The sequence below is a fragment of the Mesorhizobium sp. M0854 genome (assembly GCF_040319815.1).
In the GTDB taxonomy this organism is placed as follows: domain Bacteria; phylum Pseudomonadota; class Alphaproteobacteria; order Rhizobiales; family Rhizobiaceae; genus Mesorhizobium.
In genome coordinates, this window is record NZ_JAMYOL010000032.1 from 24,194 (window position 1) to 40,261 (window position 16,068).

8 protein-coding genes and 3 pseudogenes are annotated in these 16,068 nt (G+C 57.6%); 7 read left to right on the plus strand and 4 right to left on the minus strand.

Features of this window, described 5'->3' with window-relative positions; all coding sequences use genetic code 11:
• Positions 1-13 precede the first annotated feature (13 nt).
• A pseudogene (locus tag NKH99_RS28220) lies at positions 14-330 on the plus strand (nodulation factor ABC transporter ATP-binding protein NodI); the annotation flags it as partial.
• Between the two features lie 131 nt (positions 331-461).
• Positions 462-1,532, plus strand: a complete 1,071-nt coding sequence (gene gmd, locus NKH99_RS28225) for a GDP-mannose 4,6-dehydratase (protein WP_352479096.1) — start codon at positions 462-464, stop codon at positions 1,530-1,532.
• Positions 1,533-1,656: 124 nt separating this feature from the next.
• Here the strand turns inward: gmd and NKH99_RS28230 are convergent.
• Positions 1,657-1,935: pseudogene (locus NKH99_RS28230) on the minus strand (integrase core domain-containing protein); the annotation flags it as partial.
• A gap of 1,399 nt (positions 1,936-3,334) precedes the next feature.
• On the opposite strand from NKH99_RS28230, the gene NKH99_RS28235 reads away from it, so the two are divergent.
• The 3 genes from NKH99_RS28235 to NKH99_RS28245 all read left to right on the plus strand — a co-directional run bounded on the left by NKH99_RS28235 (position 3,335) and on the right by NKH99_RS28245 (position 6,988).
• Complete coding sequence (locus NKH99_RS28235) at positions 3,335-3,952, plus strand: thermonuclease family protein (protein ID WP_353016945.1); 618 nt, start codon at positions 3,335-3,337, stop codon at positions 3,950-3,952.
• Between the two features lie 263 nt (positions 3,953-4,215).
• Positions 4,216-5,802 carry a hypothetical protein gene (locus NKH99_RS28240; RefSeq protein ID WP_353016948.1) on the plus strand — a complete coding sequence of 529 codons (1,587 nt, stop codon included), beginning with the start codon at positions 4,216-4,218 and terminating at the stop codon, positions 5,800-5,802.
• Positions 5,803-5,941: 139 nt separating this feature from the next.
• Positions 5,942-6,988 (plus strand): PAN domain-containing protein, encoded by a 1,047-nt coding sequence (locus tag NKH99_RS28245; protein ID WP_353016951.1) that lies wholly within the window; start codon positions 5,942-5,944, stop codon positions 6,986-6,988.
• Between the two features lie 328 nt (positions 6,989-7,316).
• Here the strand turns inward: NKH99_RS28245 and NKH99_RS28250 are convergent, their stop codons facing one another.
• Positions 7,317-7,769, minus strand: coding sequence for a hypothetical protein (locus tag NKH99_RS28250; protein WP_353016953.1), 453 nt, complete (start codon positions 7,767-7,769; stop codon positions 7,317-7,319).
• A 963-nt stretch (positions 7,770-8,732) separates the two neighbouring features.
• Here NKH99_RS28250 and NKH99_RS28255 point away from each other — a divergent pair.
• Both NKH99_RS28255 and NKH99_RS28260 read left to right on the plus strand, forming a co-directional pair.
• Positions 8,733-9,640, plus strand: a pseudogene (locus NKH99_RS28255) (tyrosine-type recombinase/integrase).
• Positions 9,641-9,643: 3 nt separating this feature from the next.
• Positions 9,644-10,834: an IS91 family transposase gene (locus NKH99_RS28260; RefSeq protein ID WP_502900114.1), complete on the plus strand. Its 1,191-nt coding sequence runs from the start codon at positions 9,644-9,646 to the stop codon at positions 10,832-10,834.
• Between the two features lie 380 nt (positions 10,835-11,214).
• Here NKH99_RS28260 and NKH99_RS28265 read toward each other — a convergent pair whose 3' ends face one another.
• Both NKH99_RS28265 and NKH99_RS28270 read right to left on the minus strand, forming a co-directional pair.
• Positions 11,215-12,561 carry a beta/alpha barrel domain-containing protein gene (locus NKH99_RS28265; protein ID WP_353016955.1) on the minus strand — a complete coding sequence of 449 codons (1,347 nt, stop codon included), beginning with the start codon at positions 12,559-12,561 and terminating at the stop codon, positions 11,215-11,217.
• Positions 12,562-12,640: 79 nt separating this feature from the next.
• Positions 12,641-15,880 carry a hypothetical protein gene (locus NKH99_RS28270; protein WP_353016957.1) on the minus strand — a complete coding sequence of 1,080 codons (3,240 nt, stop codon included), beginning with the start codon at positions 15,878-15,880 and terminating at the stop codon, positions 12,641-12,643.
• Positions 15,881-16,068 lie beyond the last annotated feature (188 nt).

The window sequence follows — 16,068 nt, forward strand, 5'->3', positions numbered from 1 at the left end:
AGAGTTCTAGTGTGGCTTGGACCCACATGCTCGCCATTTTATCTGGGAACGGCTACGTGCCCTGCTGGCGCAGGGCAATACGATTCTACTGGCCACCAACTTCGTGGAAGAAGCGGAGCGGCTATGCAACCGACTGTGCGTGCTTGAGAACGGATATAGAATCCCAGAAGGGCGTCCTAACTCGCTGATTGATGAGCAAATCGGGTGCGACGTGATTGAAATCTATGTCGCTCACCCCGTGAGCTGAGTTCGGCACTCAGGCCGCATGTGCGACTTAGGCAGGTTAGCGGCGAGACTCTGTTTTGCTATGCCTCCAAGCAGGAGCAGGTGTGCTCGCTGGCTGACACTGTCAATGACGAGCTCCGCGCCGCATCTGTCGAAATCCTACCATAGGGTATGAGGCCTGCCGCCGGTGTGGCGAGCCAGATTCGAAACTTCAACTACCATAGAGCAGGAAGAAAATGGGCGAGAACAGGAAAGTTGCTCTGGTTACGGGCATAACGGGACAGGATGGTGCCTATCTCACGCGTCTTCTGCTGGAAAAAGGCTACGTCGTTCATGGGATTAAGCGACGTTCCTCTTCCTTCAACACGGGTCGCATCGAAGACATCTACCAAGACCCGCACGATCCCGATCCGCGCCTAATTTTGCATTACGGTGACCTCACTGATGCGACTAATCTCATCCGAGTAGTTCAGGAATCCCAGCCAGACGAGATTTACAACTTGGCCGCTCAGAGCCATGTCCAGGTGTCGTTCGAAACGCCGGAATACACAGCAAACGCCGACGGTATCGGAACATTGCGACTTCTTGAGGCGATCCGCCTCCTCGGTCTGAAGGACAAGACCCGCTTCTATCAGGCCTCGACTTCAGAGCTCTACGGCCTCGTGCAATCCGTACCGCAGAACGAAACAACGCCCTTTTATCCGCGCAGCCCTTACGCCGCCGCCAAGCTCTACGCCTACTGGATCGTGGTCAACTATCGCGAGGCCTATGGTATCCATGCTTCCAACGGCATTCTCTTCAATCATGAAAGCCCACTGCGCGGCGAAACTTTTGTGACGCGCAAGATCACCCGCGCCGCCGCTGCTATCTACCTCGGCAAGCAGGACAAGCTTTATCTCGGCAATCTCGATGCTCAACGCGATTGGGGCCATGCGCGTGAGTACGTGCGTGGTATGTGGATGATGATGCAGCAGGATCAACCGGATGATTACGTGCTGGCGACGGGCAAGACGACCCCTGTCCGCCAATTCGTCGAATGGGTTTTCAAAGATGTCGGCGTCGAGCTCGAATGGCGTGGTGAGGGAGTCGACGAAAAGGGCTATGATGTCGAGACCGGCAGATGCCTAGTCCAGGTAGACCCACGCTACTTTCGCCCCACGGAAGTCGATCTTCTCCTGGGCGATGCCACCAAGGCGAAGGAGAAGCTCGGGTGGGTGCATGAGACATCCGTGCGCGAGCTCGCCGCGGAAATGGTGCGGGAAGACCTCAAGGTCATGCAGACATCGGTAATCATGAAGGAAGCATAATATACGATCTGAAGGGAAAAGCCGTGTGGGTCGCGGGCCACAAGCATGGTGGGCAGGGCTGTTGTAGGCCGCCTCGCGTCTGAAGACTGCAAAGTTATGGCCGCCCTGACGTTTCCCCCAAATTTTATCCAGTCTTGAGTTCGTTTCCGCGGGTGGATTTGCCCTGATGGCCAGTGGACGCGACGGGTGCTGGCGCGGAGCGTTTCACGTTGCGCAGCGCGAGCGACCGTCGCGGGTTGAAGGTCGATGCACATTCGTTGGGTGTCTGCCATCCGATGTGCGAGTGCGGACGCGCGCCGTTGTAATCGGCGCGCCATACATTGAGCCTCGCGCGGGCCTGGGCCAGGGACGTGAACCGCGTCTCGTTGAGGAGTTCATCGCGAAGGGGGCCGTTGAAGCTCTCGCGTTAGGGTCCTAGCCAACCTCCGACTGTGAACTCGCGGAAGCGATTTACGGCAAGCGCACACAGCAGCTCGTCCACGGCGTTCGTACATGAAGTTTGGAAACTTATAATACTGGTACACACCTCCATGGGGGAACATTATCTCCAATATCTCAGCGATTACCGGATAGCTATCTGCCTTCACCTACCTCGGCCTAGTGCAGAATCTTGGCCGAATGAACTCGGCGCTCTTGCTGCACACCAATGGTCCGTCCCGCGCGAAGTGCGATCATACCGCCGCAGCTTACCTTCAAATCCGGCACTGGCGAGGATCTAGATCCAAGCCGACGGCGCCGGGGATCAAATAAAAAGCCGCCGACCGAAGCCAGCGGGCTTGATTGGGATGGCCCGCGCGGACGGTCAAGGCTGCGCCGGCCGACCATGGCGGAGGGACCACCTTGGTCAACAGCACGGCCCGATGACGGCGTGCCGATGTACCACAACATGCGGCAAGATAGAGCTTTCCGGCGTCGCGGAAAAAAGCCCGCCGGTTTTGAGCCTGCGGGCAAGTTCTGGAGTAGCTGAGTTCAACCCAGCATCAGTCAACGACCGGCGGAAGGGTTGGTTGCAGTGGATGCCAGCTAGCCGCAGCATGCTGTGAATCGTAGCAAAGTGAAAAACAAAACTCTGGACTTCCAGGTCGGACTCGCCCCAATATTTGTTTGGGGGAATTCACATGAAAATTGGAGCACTCATCGCAAGCGCAGCCCTGTGCGTCAGCGGCTGCTCTACGAGCACTGTCGTGTCGGACAGCGATCTCACGGCAATGAATACCGTAGCGCTATGTCACGTTCTCGCCAGCAGCACGGACGAACAGTATCGTAGTCGGGTAGCGTCCCTTCTAGTGCGCAGGGGCGCAACAGCAGAGAAGTGCACCAGGCTTGTGCAAACCGACAATGCTGTCGCGACGGGCATAGCGGTCGCGGCTGTCGGCGGCGCAGCTGTGGGTGTCGCTGCCAACAACGGCTATGGAGGCGGAACATATTACCGGCCACCGCCACCACAAACCTATGGCGTCGCGTGGGACCAATTCTATGGCCAGAACTACAGCGTTATCTGGCGCTGCCGCGACCGGTCCACCGGGCGGTTCGTTGACGATTACTATTGCGCCGGCCTGCCCATGGTCGACAGCGCATGGCCGGGCTGGTCGGCGTAGCGGATGAGCAGGCCATACCGCAAATATCGATCCAATCGGTGGCAGAGACCCACCGGTGCCAAGCTGTGGCGGCGCCAACTTGCGAGCGTGCCGGCAATGCTCAGTCTTACGGCAGCGGCGGCAGTGGCTGCCTTCCTGGCGCCGTCGGGCGCGCAACGTAGCGACGATGCATCAAAGGCCAGCCCACGAAGGGCGGCGCCCGCCTTGCTTACCGGTGTCGCATCCGTCATTGACGGCGATACGATCGAAATCCACGGCCAGCGCGTCCGCTTCAACGGCATCGACGCGCCAGAGAGCCGACAGCTGTGCCGCGATGCGAATGGCGCCGAGTATCCTTGCGGCCGGCGATCGGCCGAAGCGCTGGACACTTTCCTGGCCGCGTCGAGGCCGCTCGAATGCACATTCGTGACGTGGGATCGCTACCACCGCTTTGTCGGCGATTGTCGGCGCGCCGACGGCGCGGGCGTGGCCGCCTGGATGGTCCAGCACGGCCAGGCGCTGGATTGGCCTCACTACAGCCAGGGCGCCTATGCGGGGCAGCAGGCGCAAGCCCAAGCCTCAAAGATCGGCCTGTGGGCCGGGACGTTTCAGGCACCCTGGGAATGGCGCGCTGCGCACGCCGACGGCGCGGCGCCGTCGAGCCGCCCACTGGGCATCATCAGCCGTAAGCTGGTCGCGCAGAGCGGCTATTCTTGCGACCCGCGGAGAACGTGCAAGCAGATCGGTTCCTGCGACGACGCCAACTGGTACCTGCAAAACTGCTCATGGGGCGGAAAACTCGATCGCGACAAGGATGGGATCCCATGCGAAACACTCTGCTAGCTGAAATGTAACGGAGTAAGCGCGCTACGGCCTGTTCGGCTTTCCGCTTACACCGATCCAACGAAGACCATGCATGGGCGGCGCGGTCTGCTAGCCTCATTTTTTGACGAGGTATTCTATATCTGAAGGGCAGAAAAAGTTGTTGCGACAATAGAGAGAAGACGCCTTAACTAAGACTTTCAAAATCGTTAACATAGTTATTTTTCAGTGTATGCTGACAGGCGATCAAGGCGTGATGTTGCCCTGTCGGGGGGGCGAGTAAAATGCAGACTGTGATGAGTCAAAAGCTGGCAAGCTATGGCCAGTGGACCTACCGTGGTGCCTGGGCCCTAGAGATTGCGGCCGCAGCGATTGGTCTTACGACAGGTGTAGCATTAGGCGTACAAGCGTTTTCTGCAAGCGAGTCTGTCACTGCAATGGACTTGACGCTCGCCAGTGCACCCTTTCTCATGGTGGCAATCGCGGAGCTCACCAAGATACCGATAGCTACACTGCTTTTCAGCGCGTCTTGGCTCTGGAAGCCCATAATCTTGGTCTTCCTCCTGATTCTTGCAGGCATCACTTTCGAAACTGTCTTTATGGGGATGGAGAGGGCAGGCGCATTGCGTCAGCTGCGTTATGAGGAGCTCGTAAACAAGATTGATGCCCTTGAACAGGAAGCGACAAAGCTCGCCTCTGCTGACGAACTTGGTCGAAGAGCCGATCAGGTCGATCAAGCCCGTTCCGAAATTGAGCAGCTGACCTCTCTTGCGGAAAAATCGCGTGCGACCTTTCAGTCGCAAATTGCCGAGGCCAATGCGGAATTGGAGGGAACGACAGCCCTTACTCCAGAGGCCTCGCGTGTTCGCGATGAAGTGGATGAGAAAAACGCGGTTCGATCGGCGCTGATTCAACAGCGTGATCGCGAAGTTAAAGACGCTGTCGATCAGTTTGAGCGCCAACGCGACAGCTTTGTTGAACGTATCAAGATGGCGCGCGATTCAGGCGACAGCGACTCGTCACGCAGGCTAGAATCGGAAGTGGCTAAACTTGCCAACCCCCGCACGAAAATTATCACCAAGTTTGACACTCAGATTGACCCGCTCGATCAAGAGATTGCTGCGCTGCGCGAAAATTTCGATCGTTTGCGGGCAAACAGCCCTCCTATGACTACTGACCAGAGGCAGAAGCTTGTCGATAGGCGTTCGTCTCTGGAGCAAACGCGCGATAGTGATGCCGCGGCTTGGCAGCGTCGATTGCATGAAGCCGGCAAACGGCTCGCAGATGCCCAGGCGGCAGAAGCCAGCAAGGCAAACACCTCGGCGCAAAACCAGGTCAGACAGGACCAGATTGCCAAAGCCCTCAGCGCCTTGGCCAAGGAGCGGATCCCAATGGCGCGGACAGATCAGGTCCGCCGCATTGCCTCACGGTGGTACGGCAGCAAACCTGAACTGGTGACTGAGGCACAGGCCGGAATAATCTCTGTGATTTGGTTCGGCTCGCTCGCGCTCATCGCCGCGCTCGCGGGACCAATTACGGCAATGGTCGCTCTAGCGCTCCAGCGCATTGCCGCCCGAGAAGAGGACAATTCAGAGAGCAAGACTTCCAGGCTGCTCCGCAGAATGCTTCTGAGTTGGCGTTGGCGCCGAATTCGAACGATTAAGGTACCAGTTGAAGTTATGGTCGAGAAAGAGGTTGAGAAGCGCGTTGAGGTGCCTGTGGAAAAGGTGGTCAAAGAGATCCTCTATGTTCCGCTCTTCACCGATGATCCCGAAGTCCTTCGCAAGGCCCTCGACCAGGATTTGCCGCCTGAGGTTTCAGACCTCGTGACGGTATCAATGAAGGGTCGCAAAAGTGCTCGTCCGGCATAACACCACCCTGCTTGAGCAAGCCGTCGATCTCGCCGTCAAGAGGTCAGCGATTCCAACCTTGCAGGCTCAAGCCGCGGCCCAAGAGAAGACAGCCCGAGCGACCGCCCTTCGCCGAATGGCGACTGGCGGAGCCATTGCAGTGGCGGCGGTCGGGATTGGGCTAGGCATCAATCTTGGTCTCTGGGACAAAACCTTGCCGGAGCCAGTGGCTTTGCCGACCTTAGAGCAGCCAAGCGATCTTACCTCCTCAAAAGACGAGCCGCCTATTCCTGTTCCAACCCCAAAGCCTGCCCAGGAGGAAGCGCCCCAGGCTGACGTCCCTACCAAGCCTGACGTGGTGACAGTCGACTTCAACAAATTCGCCACCAAGAACGTCGAGTACCAAGGCACCACTTGGGAGCTAATCACAGGTCACCACTTCAAGGATGAGAACGACGAAACATGGGACCGAGCGTGGTGTTACTCTCGGCGGAGTGTGAACGGCGTGGACGTAAATGTATCATTGGCAGCTCGTTCTGCCCCGACAGCGCCACCAGCCGGGCCTGGTGCTGCTGCTCAGACGCTTCAGTTGGTCGGCCTTAATGATCCATCCGCCGTCGATCTTGCAACAAGATGCGCGTGGCTGGATGGTCGCACATTTGCGTCTTCAGACATCATTCCTGACCCGTCACGAGAGCAGGCCGCAACTGTCCCCGCAGAAACTCCTGCGACAGAGGTCGATCCAGATAGTGGATTTGTTGTCGTGTCCGGGTGGGACGCGATCGGAAACGACCTGCCGGATATGCCAATTAGGAACGTGAGTTCTGAGCAGTGTCAAACCGCCTGCGACACCGACTTCAGATGTCTGGCGGTTACCTACAACACAAAATTTCGAGCTTGTTTCATGAAAGGGGACGCATCGCTACTGGTCAAAAGCGAAGAGTCGATCATGGCCGCAAAGAAAGTGGTCGAGAGCAATTTGCGCTACTCGAATCTAGTGTTCGCCACAAAAACGGAAATTTCTGGCAATGCCTATTGGAGCTTTCCGCTACGATATCCCGAGTGCATACTGCAATGTGCGAACGACAAATCCTGCTTAGGGTTCAATTTCCGCAAAAAAGAAAGTGCGTGTGTCCTTTTCAACAGCATATCCCAATCCGCTGATAACGCAGCGGTCGCCTCTGGCATCAAGAGCGTCGCCAACTAAAGTCGAAGCAACGCACCTATCCTCGAGGAGCGATTGAAGCCAAGCCGCTTGTCAAACAAAGTGGCTAGCAAAATTCCACGACAGCCTTTGGGTTAGCGGTAGGAATCTTCTTCGACGAAGCTCTAACAGAATGCAAAGTGGAGCTGACGTTGCCCCCAGTTTCTATCCAGTTTTGAGATCGTTTCCGGCGTGGGTTGTGCCCTACTGGGCGGGTGAAGCGACGGGCGCTGGCGCGGAGCCTTTGGCATAGCGCAGCGCGAGCGACCGTCGCAGATTGAAGATTGAAGGTGGTGACGAACTGCGTGGCACAAGGATTCGCGGACCGCGCCTAACGCGGCGACTTCAACACACCAGACGAGAGGCAAGGTACGCCAAAAGGCTTCATCTCCCGTTTGATGTTCGCCGTTTCAGCGGGGCTTGCGTGAGGTGTAATCATCACTTGGTCGATGAACGTCTTCGCCTCGATGTCGATATAGACACCCTCTCTCAATGCCTGCTTGTCCAGCCAAAGGAGTCTCACCTCGTCTTCGAACTTGAAGGCACGCCGCTTGTGCAACAGCATGGTCGCGGCCATCCGGGTAACTTCTTTCTTCGATCCTTCTGCGACCGACTGCGCCAGACGAACAAGAGTTCTCTCGCCACGATATTGGACGCGGCCTAGAAAAGCGGAGCCGGCGCTGTTCTTGAGGAGGCCTTTGCCGCGTTCACCATAGCGTCCACCCGACAGCGGATTCGAACAATAGGAGTTTCCTTGTCGGGACCAAAGCCTGCCATTCGCCAACGCGGTTCGTCATGTGCACCTGTGGTCCAACACGAGCCGTACGGTTGAAACCCCGACAGGGGACCGGGGCGATTGAACAGACCATCGCACCACCACCGCTCATAGGGGTCCTGCCAACATCGGACGGGCGAGAGCCGCAGTTTGTTAGTTTCGAAAATCAGCTTGGCGTAACGCCATTCGAGCATATGGTAGAGGAATGGTTTTGTGAGTGCGGGGTCCTTCATCACTTTCCGGCCGTCTGCGCCGCGCTCGACGAGTGACCAAGAGATGGGATGCTTCTGGTCGATGATCATAACAGTTGCCCAAGAGCCAGCTCGGCACTGTAGTCAGCTGTGAACTCTCTGTCATTTGGGCATCACGCGTCTAAACTCAGGCCATTCAGACCTAGCGGGCGCGCGGCAGGCGGTATGGTCTGGCGGTATGGTCTTGCGTTATTCCGGCCAGCCGCCTAGAATATCCCTATGATTGATCTAGCAACCCATGCGTTTGAGCTGCTAACGGCGCTACTTGGATTGGCAACAGCAAGCCTTATAAATACCTAAAAAATCGATATCTGTTTTTTTAATACAAACGAAAACGCCCTCGCCAGATCATGGATCGTGAAGGACATTGGCACAAAGGACTGGAAAGACCTTTGCGAGACTTCTGGCACAAGCCAAGATGAATGGCCGACAGTCAAATCTCAGACCCAGAGTTTACCCGGACGGTAGCGGCGGGGCAACCGGTGCCTCAGCCACCTCAACTGACCGCTCAATGACCGCCTTTGAGATCACGAGGCGGTTGGCTCTACGTCTGATATGAGGCGCATTGCCGCCCGGCAGCCTATGGGCCGGAGAACGAACCGCTGCGCGGGATGGGCGCCTGCGGTTGAGGTAGTGATCAAGAACCGGTTGCCGCGCCCGCATTGAGCGTCGTTCGGCGGGGGCAGAGCATCACAGGCTTCTTCAACAAGGAGCCTGACCAATGCCCCATCCTGTTCTCGATGCACCGATCAGTCCGCTGCGCCAGCGGTTGATTGACGACATGACCATGCGCCGGTTCAGCCAGGAGACGCAGCGCAACTACGTCCGCGATGTCGGGCGGTTCGCAAGCTTCCTTGGCCGATCGCCGGACACGGCGACAGCGGATGACTTGCGCCGGTTCCAGGTTGGGCAGCAGGATGACGGCGTTCCCGTGCCGACCATGAACAGCATTGTGTCGGCGCTGCGCTTTTCTTCACCCACACGGTCGACCGCCCGGACCTGGCGCGCAAGCTCGTCCGGTTGGCACACCCGCGCAAGCTGCCGGTGGTCCTGAGCCGAGACGAGGTTGCCCGTCTCCTCAACGCCACCACCTGCCTCAAGCATCAGGCCGCGCTCTCGGTCGCCTATGGCGCGGGCTTGCGCGTCGCGGAGGTGTCGACGCTGAAGGTCGCCGACGTCGACAGCGAGCGCATGCTGCTGCGCGTCGAGCGTGGCAAGGGCGGACGGTACCGCAATGCCATGCTGTCGGCCGACCTGCTTACTCTGCTGCGCCAGTGGTGGAAGGTCGGGCGGCAGCAGGGTGTCATGCACCGCGATGGCTGGCTGTTCCCCGGACAGCATGCCATGAAGCCGATCAGCACCCGGCAGCTTCACCGCATCGTCGTCGAGGCGGCACAGGCCGCAGACATCGCCAAGCGGGTCGGGCCGCACACGCTGCGCCACAGCTTTGCCACTCACCTTCTGGAAGACGGCACCGACATTCGGGTGATCCAGGTCCTGCTTGGGCACGCCAAGCTCGACAACACCGCCTTCTACACAAAGGTCGCGACCCGCACGGTGCGCACGGTCACGAGCCCGCTCGACAAGCTTGGTCTGTTCAAGGAGGCAGAGATCTCGCCCGACGGCTGAGCCGTGCGTGCCTCTGTCGAGGTCACCGACATCTTCCGCGTTGCGGGCCCCGCGTACCGCACCGCCCATGCAGGGCACCTGAGCCTCGCCCAGCTCAAGGTCATGTCGGCGATCGAGCATTGCCGCACCGCAGCCCTTGGCGGACACGTCGAGGCCTGCGCGGACTGTGGCCATTGGCGCATCGCTTACAACAGCTGCCGCAACCGGCATTGCCCGAAGTGCCAGGGCGCGGCGGGGCGAACATGGCTCGCCGAGCGGGAAGCCGACCTGCTGCCGGTAAGATACTTCCATGTCGTCTTCACGCTGCCGGCCGAAGTGGCCGACATCGCCTTCCAGAACAAGGCGACCATCTATGACCTGCTGTTGCGTGCGGCGTCGGAGACGATGCTGACCATCGCCGCCGATCCGAAGCATCTCGGCGCCCGCATCGGCATCACCGCCGTCCTCCACAGCTGGGGCTCGGCGCTGACGCATCATCCGCACGTCCACATGATCGTGCCGGGCGGCGGCATCGCGCCGGACGGGAAGCGCTGGATATCGTCGCGGCCGGCCTTCCTGCTTCCGGTGCGCGTGCTCGGCAAGCTGTTCCGCCGGCTGTTCCTAGCCCGGCTGCTCGCGCTGCATGACGGCGGACGGCTTGCCTTCTTCGGATCGATGGCGCACCTCGCCGATAGCCGCGCATTCCTGCGACACCTGTCGCCGATCCGGAAGAAGCGCTGGATGGTCTACGCCAAGGCGCCCTTCGCCGGGCCGGAAGCCGTGCTCGCCTATCTGTCCCGCTACACGCACCGGGTAGCGATCTCGAACAGCCGCCTGATCGCCTTCGACGAGAGCGGCGTCACCTTCCGCTACAAGGACTATCGCCGCGACGGCGCCGATCGCCAGCAGGTCATGACGCTCGCGACCGACGAGTTCATCCGCCGCTTCCTGCTCCACGTCCTGCCGCATGGCTTCCACCGCATCCGGCACTATGGCCTGCTCGCCGGCTCCGCCCGCAAGGCCAGCATCGCACGCGCCCGCGAACTGCTGGACGTCGCTGCGCCGCCCGAGACCGACACCTCGGAAGAGTCGGCTGACTTCCGCCCGTCCTGCCCTTGCTGCGGCGGACGCATGATCGTTGAGACCTTCGAACGGTGGAGACAGCCGCGCGGACCGCCTAACACCACCGCAGCGAACCGGGAGACCACTCCATGATCCGGCATGGGCTACTCCATTCTTCAGTCGCCGCAGGTGCCCAGCCTCCGGCAACGAATCCACACGCGCCCATGGTGATCATCGAAGCCGAAAGGGCAGCGTCCGGCCGCCCACCAAGCCGACAATACCGCGCGGAGGCGCAACGAAGCGGTCTGTCCGCATCGAAGCCGCCGTCCCCCGACGACGGTCGCGCCATCGCCGACATCAGCCGCAAATCGAAATCCCCATAGACATCGACTGTGGCCCGCGGGTTCCTTCCTCGGGGAGTTTCGTACGCCTGCCGGCGCCCGAAGTTAACGAAAGCTGTCAGTCCGCTATAACAACGGAAGTTGGACGCGTGCTTGGGACCTACCCAGGTCAGAGAAGAAATTGCCCGCAACCTATACCCAGGCATATCTCAGGTCGTGTCTCCAGAGAATGTTGGTCAGGCCAAGACGTAGTGCATGAGCGGCAGCCAAAGCCAAAGCTCCAAAATGTGGAACTCTGGCATTCAAAACGATCCACTCGACATCTCCGCCGGTACAAACGCCGATGCGTGAGACGTCATTGTTTTCGTCCTGTCCGATCAGTTCAGTGACCACAGCGATGTACCTTTGAGGAACGACGGTGCCCGAATGGAGCTCCTTTGCTGCATGTACCAACCTGCTGGCTTCAACACCGTAGCGGGCATTCGCGGCGGCTCGCAGAGAGTCGAATCCCGAGGAGCCTGGATTGCGACGCTTCCATGCCTCCCAGCCGCCCCGTGAAACCGCGACCGGGACCACCGGTTTGAGAGGCGTACCGTATGAGAGCGCCTCGCCGACATGATCGTTCCAGGTGTCCAAACTTTCCAACAGCGGTTCGTCCTTCAGCGCGGCTCTGACTCGGCGGTATTCTGCTGGCGAAAGCCGCGGAACGGTCAAAGCCACGTGCTTCACACGTTCGAAGCGAAGATGGTGGAGCCTCGGCCGCCGAGCTCCGAAGAACGCGCTCTTGGCACCGATAGGTGTTGCAGGCTTTACGAAGGTACGCCCTTCCCACTCGAACACGATGTCGGTCTGAGCTTCCTTCGCCGCCGCCGGACCATGCTCGCCTCTTACGAACTCGGTCATATGTCGATCGGCAAGCTTGTTCCAAGCCGACCTCAGGGCTTCGAATTCCGAAAATGGGCGTTCCTCGCGGATCAGCACGTAGTCTATCGGCCACAGAGCGAAGGTGTCGAACCCGTCTCCATGAAGATAGCACCCCGCGACCACAACCCCGTCGATTTCATCGGTGTCGTTCCGCGCCCGCCTCACGACGTGATCCAAAAGCTCCTCGTGAGTGAGCGCGTTGAAGCCGTTGTTGATGACGAAAAGGACCGTAGTGGCGCCTCCGCCGATTTCTCTGCGACTCTGCTTCAATTGTCCTCTTGCCGACCTCACGACACCCTTGATCGGCCCTTGCATGATTGACGCGTACGCGTGCCGATCGTTGAACTCGATTATTGTCGGATCGATCACCACCACCGGGCGATCCGGTTGGAGCGCTCCGAACAGGGAACCGATCTTCGCCTGGGTTTCGGGCTTTTCGAGCCGTTCGTCCTCGAGCAGCTTGAGTTCGATTATTGATTGCCCAAGGAGGTAATCCGAGTTTCTGGTATCTTTCCGATCCGAATCTTCGTGTGCTCGTCCACCGCCGGCCTGAGTGATAACGAAATCGATATCCCGATCCTCGGACAATGGCCGAATTCTTGAACGTTCCAGCATTTGTCCGTCCTCGACGTATGGCATCTAACTTTCGTCGAATTTGCTTGGCGCTAAGTTCCCACGGCTGCTGAAAAGGTTTCTAATCTTTTGGCTTGCGAGGCGGTGCAAGGTGGCTACGCAGGGCCATATGGTCCACATCATGTTCCCCGACATCGTCGGCATTTCGTACTATGATCTCCCGCTTGAGAATGGTCAGCTCGGAAAGAGGGTCCGGTGCCCCCGCTCCATCGAAAATCGCGGGCATTAGCAGGTAAGCTTTGAAATGCTCATATGATCTCAGGAACCTTTGTAGGTTCACATCATCATCGGGTTGCATCGTCCTCATGCGTGACGCGATAATAACCGTGTCCTGCTTCTTGAAATCTTCCTTATCGGGGTTGGCAGTTATCATCACTGTATAGTGGCACGGAGGCTGCGATGGTAGATTTCTGATGATGGAAATTCTGATCGCTTCGTCTTTGTCTTCTTCGCCCACACGTTCCCGCCAACGTTCGAATATGCTTATGGCAGCGGCTCTGTTCTCGAACAGCAAAGCCATGGCGGGCGGAACCCGTGGGTCAAACTGTATATAGGCAGTGCCTCTCCACGTTGCCTCATCCCAGGAATGGATGTCGATCACGGATTTGATCCCCATCTTACGATGATCGGTGATCTTGGGTGGCCCCTCTCGGACGGGCCTCTCATGGGAGGATTCTGTTTCTTCCTCTTGGTGAAAATCTATGCGTGGGAGCGACGGTCTTTCACCTGCGGAATAAGAGTGATGCCCGTCTCGCTTCCAGTTTTTAAGCGATCCTATGTGCTCGTTCAGCACGCGGTGATAACTGTTCGGGCTTACAGCAACCATTGTGGCGCGGTTCATGATCGCCTCACCCACGAACAATTGCTCGATGAAGTCTTTTGGCCGCTGGATCAAGAAAGCGGTGGCAAGAATTCTGGAAGCTACCACGGCAAGCAAATCCTGAACGACGCGCTGATTGTCGAAGCTGGTCAGCGACAAACCCAATGGCCAATGCAACTTGCTCTTCATCGTCATCGGGTCAAATATGAAAACAGGCCCGGCGCCATCTTCAGTGAATTGTAGAGTGATTTCCACTATCTCGGTGTGTGGAACTAGATCCGCATCGAGTGCGGTCGCGAAAAACGCCTCCAACGCTCCAACCAATGTCTGTGCAAGAAGCGAACTCGCTTCATTCCCCAAAGTAGCAACGTCGATCCGCATTCCCATGATTGACGTGGATATTGTTTCCGGCTTGTCCCCATTCAGGACAAGGACGCCAGCGATAGAATCTGCCACTGGCTGACTCATGAGGATCGAAAACATCCGATCAATATCCTCATCACTTTCCTCGGGAGGAAGGCTGCCATCTAATCGCAACAGTTCACGGTGACCCAATGCGAAAAGCAAAGCCGACCTAGCCAACATGAGCCCTAGGGCTTCAAGTACATCAGGAAGAGCTTCCAGCTTTTCCAACTGTTCGTCGTCGAGGTTCAAAAGCTGGCAAGCGAACGCGTACTCTAACTCGCGAATTTCGTTGTAGAGCGCTTTTTTGGATTCATCGGTTAGCGGAATAGAACGGAGAGACCCGTTCAATAATCTGATGGCGTTCAAGAAATCAGGAACGCACCGAAGTTCGAGCGCAATCCACGCGAACATCTTCATCGTTGGGATAAAGGCAACCGGAATCTCACTCTCTTCCTCGCCCTCTATCACAAGGGAAGCAGCGAGGAAAATACAGCTGGCCCGTGCAGCCCACAGCATGCCCGCACTACGGTAGGCAAGTGTCAGAAGGCGCAGAGCCTCGATCAAACTGTCCGCGTATTCTTTCTTGGTGAGCTGAATCGCTGCTTTACCTGCGAGCCTTATGATCTCGAAGGGCTTCGTAAGATCGAGCTTGCTGGCGCGAGCAAGGAGGATCAGAGCACCTTCTCCCTCGCTTTTCCTTTCCGACACAAAAGCGGCAACGTCCTCAACTAGCTGACCGTAAGACGGGTCAGAAACAGCAATCATTCCCGTAACGCCGACTAATTTGATGAAGCGCTCGGCATCGAATTCACCCAACCCGCGCGCATCAACCAGAACTTCCGAAAACGACTTCCATATCTCCGACAGCGCTTCGCGATTTGAATTAAGCAGTTCAATATTCATCTTCAAAAGAAGAAGGGAAATCTGCGATTCCAACCTGTTGTTCGGTCGATTCCGATCAGCCGCCATGTCTTCCAAGGCGGCAATGAGCGCGTTCGTTCTTTCATCGAATTTTACATCCTCTCGCGTCAGATGACCGTGGATGACAGCGCTGCAAAACGCTTGCATGAGGTTGCAGAGAAATTCGACATTCTTCGCTGAATCCGCCTTCAGAGCGAAATCTGCCAGATCGTCATATGATTCATTGGCGAGAGCGAGGTCGTCATACCACCAGATAGCGGTCCACAAATATTCGTATCGGGCTTCGAGTTGCTGTCTGAATGTGCCCCCATCTTTCGCGAACCGGATCGCGCGAAGGAATCTGCCGTCTGTATCTGTACGAGCCCGTTCCAATCCACGGGAAAGTTTGGCGGCGATAAGTGCTTCAGACGCCCGCTGAACCTCCAGACCAGTGAATGCCTCAGGGTTGCTCACCGCGGCTTCCGCGTCTTCAAGCTGTTGGGTTCTCGAATAGTCCGCCGGACCTAGCCGAAGCCGGTCGGTGATTTCCTGTCCGACCCCGAGGTAATTGAAGGCAATATCTTTCCGGTCGTTCTCTATGATTTCCTTGGCAATCCATGAACGATCTTGGATCGTGACTGAAACACCACATGTGTCGAGAAGCTCATCTTCGAGGCGCGCGCGGTCTTTCGATCTTGCCGGACGGCTCGTTACGCAGATGATACGGTCATATTTCCGGCCCGTATCTATGATGCCCTTTACGTCCTTGCGCACTTTATCTGCCCAGGTCTTCTTAGCACTGAAGGCAAATGCCCAGCGTTCACCGGCTGCTTTCACGTCGCCGATGTAGGTCTGGCTTATCTCGTCGCTGACGGGATAAGTCTCGCTATCGACCTTGCTGTCACCGCCGCCTTCAGGACCGGTTTGAGGGCGAAGGTTGGGGCAAATTGCGCGCTCGCAAAGTTTTCGGCAGAAAAGCTCGAAGCCTTGCGTTTGGTTGCGGTCGGTTATGGTGTCGAGGTGAAAGCTCAGCGTTGGCCCATCGAGCACATACGCTGACCTGTCACTTGTGTCGGAATAATACTCCGGACGCAGCTGCCGCATGAACTGCGAAGGCGACATCCCCAATTGCATGGAATCATCGGCGACTTCGCTGGGCTTTGATTTCATTTCCATCCTTAACAAATAGATGGGAAGTCCGCCAATTGTCATCCTATCGAGTAAACCTCAGTCACTTTCGATGTGGACAAGCCCATGCGTCCATCCCTCAATTTTTCTGTGTCGATGAAGACCCGTGTCGTCATTTCCAGTTGTCTGCCTAGAGTAAGGTTTAGGCCAGCTCCAACGCCAGGGATGAGGCGCAA